Source organism: Bartonella sp. AC329YNZD (assembly GCF_042196685.1).
Lineage (GTDB): Bacteria > Pseudomonadota > Alphaproteobacteria > Rhizobiales > Rhizobiaceae > Bartonella.
In genome coordinates this window covers 1-3943 of sequence record NZ_JBHIQS010000043.1, presented here as the reverse complement: position 1 = coordinate 3943, position 3943 = coordinate 1, and the positions used below count along the sequence as shown (strand labels likewise).

Annotated in this window: 4 protein-coding genes and 1 pseudogene; 3 read left to right on the top strand and 2 right to left on the bottom strand. The window is 39.4% G+C overall.

Annotation, left to right across the window (positions count from 1 at the left end):
• Positions 1–336: 336 nt before the first annotated feature.
• A pseudogene (locus ACFIMW_RS08805) lies at positions 337–1953 on the bottom strand (YfjI family protein).
• A gap of 97 nt (positions 1954–2050) precedes the next feature.
• Complete coding sequence (locus ACFIMW_RS08800) at positions 2051–2251, bottom strand: AlpA family transcriptional regulator (RefSeq protein ID WP_007347430.1); 201 nt, start codon at positions 2249–2251, stop codon at positions 2051–2053.
• Between the two features lie 76 nt (positions 2252–2327).
• On the opposite strand from ACFIMW_RS08800, the gene ACFIMW_RS08795 reads away from it, so the two are divergent.
• From ACFIMW_RS08795 to ACFIMW_RS08785, 3 genes are all read left to right on the top strand, one after another.
• A complete protein-coding gene (locus tag ACFIMW_RS08795; protein ID WP_375608829.1) occupies positions 2328–3152 on the top strand; it encodes a hypothetical protein in 825 nt (274 codons plus the stop codon).
• Positions 3153–3162: 10 nt separating this feature from the next.
• The gene (locus ACFIMW_RS08790) at positions 3163–3492 is read left to right on the top strand and encodes a hypothetical protein (RefSeq protein WP_375608828.1); all 330 of its coding nucleotides are present in this window, start codon (positions 3163–3165) and stop codon (positions 3490–3492) included.
• 62 nt (positions 3493–3554) lie between these two features.
• Positions 3555–3943, top strand: a 389-nt coding sequence (locus tag ACFIMW_RS08785; protein ID WP_375608827.1) for a lysozyme, incomplete at its 3' end; no start/stop codon positions are given.

Below are 3943 nucleotides of genomic sequence, written 5' to 3'. Positions count from 1 at the left end.
ATTCATTTCACGGATTAATCAAAATAAATGTACTATGTACTTTAAAATATCAGAATGAGTAATTTGATAGGTTTTATAGATAGGTTTTGTAGGTTCTTAAAACCCCCACCCCCCCTACAAAACTCCTTTAAATATATATTATAGATTGTATTTACGGATTGTATTTAATATAGGTTGTTTCTTTAAAACATTAACATATTGAAATATAATAACTTTTATTTCTAATTAAAAAAATAAAATAATACGTATAAAAAGCACCCCCAAAACTCATAATGGGGAGTGCTTTGAAGAGTTCACTATTATATTGTTAATGTTCTATAAGATTTCCAAATTGCCTCAGTGTGATGTTTTATGGCTTGTCACTAAGGGATTCCATTCATAGCGTATGGTAGGTCGACCGCCTTGTGAGTTCTTGTCTCCAGAGATTTCACGTATATAGTTACAACGGCATAAAAGCTCTAAAGCTTGCTTAACGGCTCCATTATCTTTGAAACATTTCCAATCACGTTTATAAATATCCCTTGTTGTAAAAACATCGGGTAAACAATCACAACGTTCGACAATTAATTTTGCCCCCTCTGTTGCTAAGCTATCCGCCGCCGCATAAAGCCTTTTGACATGACTTAACAAATATTTTTCCCAATACAAGGCTCTTTCAAGGGCATCTTTATTGATTTCCAAACGCCCACCCTCAACCAGTTCAAAAATCAACGCAAGAGTTGGTATGGTTTGATTCATTTTCAAAAGATGTGCTTTTAAACTTGATGAGAAATGACCATTCTTTATTCTTTTCTGAAAATCTTCCCACCATTCACGAAACATTTCTTGGGCTTCGGCAGAAAAGCGTATAGTTATCGGATATTTTGGTGATCCTAATGGTTTATCATAAAGAGAACGAAAAACCCCTTGATAACTTTCCCATGCCTTTTGATTGGGAGGTCTATCAACCCATAACTGCTCTTGTCGTTCATCGGGAAAGATCAGCATTTGAAGCCGTTGCATAAGACCATCATCGTTTATTCCACGGTGCATGTCTTGAATAATGGGAATAATACGTGCAGGTTGAATACCCCCTATAATAGAGACAGTTGCATTGGGAATAAAAATGGTTCCCCGTCCTATACGGTCATAGGTGTAAGACTTATTGCCATTAAAAGCTGTTAGATAGAAAGAACGGTTTGATTGATATTCCTTTCTTGCCAGATTAGATAAAAAACCAGCTAATTCATCACGAACCAACAAGAGACCACGGGGGTTTTCTTTTAAGAGTTCCCCAAGCTTTTCAACAGTCACATCTTCAACGGTCACATCATTGACGATAAGACGGCGTTTTATAGAACTGTCATCTTCCTCACTTTCTTTGTGTTCAAGAGTTTGTGAAAGAAGAGCAAGGGCTTGTTCTTCGTCTTGATCTTTGAGTGCTTTATAGGCTTGTTTTTTCTTTTCTCGTTTATCTAATTCACTAAGAATATCTTTTGTTTCTTGCTGTTTTTTCTTCTTTACCCACTCTTAATGCCATTCATCTTGAAATTCATAAAGAGGTTCTAAAGCAGCGTCCATGGTACCTGTTTTCATGGTCGAAGGTTCCCCCACAATGGCACCCCATAGATTAGGAACAATTTTCCAATTGGTATGTTGTTTTGGGGCAACCCGCACGCCATTGCCAATCACAGCAGCCAAAGCACAGAGAGCAGAGATAGCAATAAAATCCATAGGGGCTTGTTGGCTATCCGCAACGTCATAAACATAGTCCATTAATGGCGTTGGCAACTGTAATAAGCTAAAAGGCTCGACGGGTAAGAGAGCCGTATTAATCGGTTGCAATTCCCCCCAACCATTTTGTTGCAATGCGATTTCATAAGGAATGGCTTCTAAACAAGTCTTATCATTTAAAGAGCCGTTATCATTATCAGTTAAAGGAGTATTATTCTCTAACTTAAAAGAACACATCATTTTAAATCCTATAACATTGCGTCATAGGACGGATTATGCTATCTCTAGATTGATGAGTTTGAGAAAGCCTTGTCCGTCCTTACGTGACAAGGTTTTTTTATGCCACGTCGTTATAACGTTGCTGTTTTGCTTGCTCGATGACATTCAAAAGATCCGATTGTAACCAACGAGATAAAAAACCAAATTTTAAGGGTTTTGGGAGAGAGCCATTGGTAACATGACGGCGGAATGTTGAGACACTCATATGAAGTAATTTTGCACTTTCACGGTCTGTTAAAAGAATATCATTTTCTGTCATTCTAAAATCCTTTCATAAGAAAGGAACGATACTTCAATTTTCTCATGCGGGCAAAGATGACGACGAAAACCTTCGCATATATAAGACTCCAGAGGACACCCCTACCAAGTTCGACATTGAACTTGAAGCAGGAAAAAACTATTATGTTTATGTTGTTCCTAAAGACGATAGCATCCAATCGGTTGTGTCACAGAATGCTACTTATCCGGATGGATACACAGCGGATAATTCTGTCAAGATAGGAGGGTTTCATACGCTTTGTGCGGATGTTGGTGTTATAATAGATCATCCGTTATCGGGGTATCAAGCAGGGGATATATTACCCCATTCCGTTTGGTGTTTGAATCACCGCCCGCATAGTAGTCCAGAAGGGATGGTCTACGACCCCTCTACAGATATTTGGGTTGATATTTATCTCCAGTCAGGGATGGGTGAAAATACGCGCTCGGCGTATGGTACTCCTATCACAACAAACCGTACTTATACAGATCACTTATCCGATATGATGCGTGTTAAAAAATCTTTTCTCAATGATACAGAATTTGCGTCTGCGATGTATGGAAGCAATGAAAAGACAAATATTCAAGGGAAGAAAGCCCCTTCTCCTAAGAGTTCTGGAGGACACGTTGATACGGCGAATAGGCGTATGATTTCACATATAGGGTGTGAGGATGGCTGCGGTTATGTTTCACAATTTTTATCAGAGACTTTTCCAATACAGGTACCTTCTATAGCAGCGGGAAGGACGGCTTTTAGAACAGATATGAATGTGTTGGTAGGAGGAGGTCTTTGGAGTGGTGGTGTCTCTAATGGTTCGTTTTTTCGTAGTGGTCAGTATTCTCGTAGTTTCAAGGGTGAGATGTTAGGGGCTCGAGGCTGTAGCCGTCCCCGTGATTTTTGAGGAGGATAAGATGATAGATTATCCAGGGCATTTAAATACGAAGCAAGATTATCTGAACATGCTTGAATTTGATAAGGCTGAAACGGTCAGAAGGCTAGAGGGTCTTTTAGCAACACGTTTTTATTGGGTCTTTGTTAAAGAGCTTGGAGAGGGAGAAGAGGGGATTGAAGATGACACGCATAAGGTTTGTCTAACAACAACCATGCCGTTTGATTCAAATGGTGATTTTGTAGAAAAGCGTTGTCAGTATGAATTACAAGAAAGCGACTATGCGCCGCTCTTTCAACTTGGCTTTCGTGTTGAAGAAGTCGAGCAGCTGATCAAAGAGCATAGCCAATAGAGATCATAAGAAAACATTTTTATCCAGCCTCACTTTTGTGGGGCTTTTTTATGGAGCGTCAGATGAGAAAGATATCGCAAGAAGGTTTGGAGCTTATCAAACAGTGGGAAGGATTGCGTTTAGAGGCTTATAGAGATACAGCATGTATCTGGACCATTGGTTATGGTCATACCAGCAATGCAGGTCAACCGCTTGTCAAAAAAGGCATGCGTATTACGCAAAAGCAAGCTGAAGAAATCCTTTGTGAAGACTTAAAGCAATTTGAGAAGACAGTCGAGGAAGCGGTGACGGTTTCGTTAACGGATTGTCAATTCGCGGCATTGGTATCATTTTGCTATAATGTAGGAACAGCAGCTTTTTGCAAGTCAACCTTGTTGAAGAAGCTTAATCAAGGTGATTATGAAGCTGTACCCTTAGAATTACAGAAATGGAATAAGGTCGGTGGGAAGCC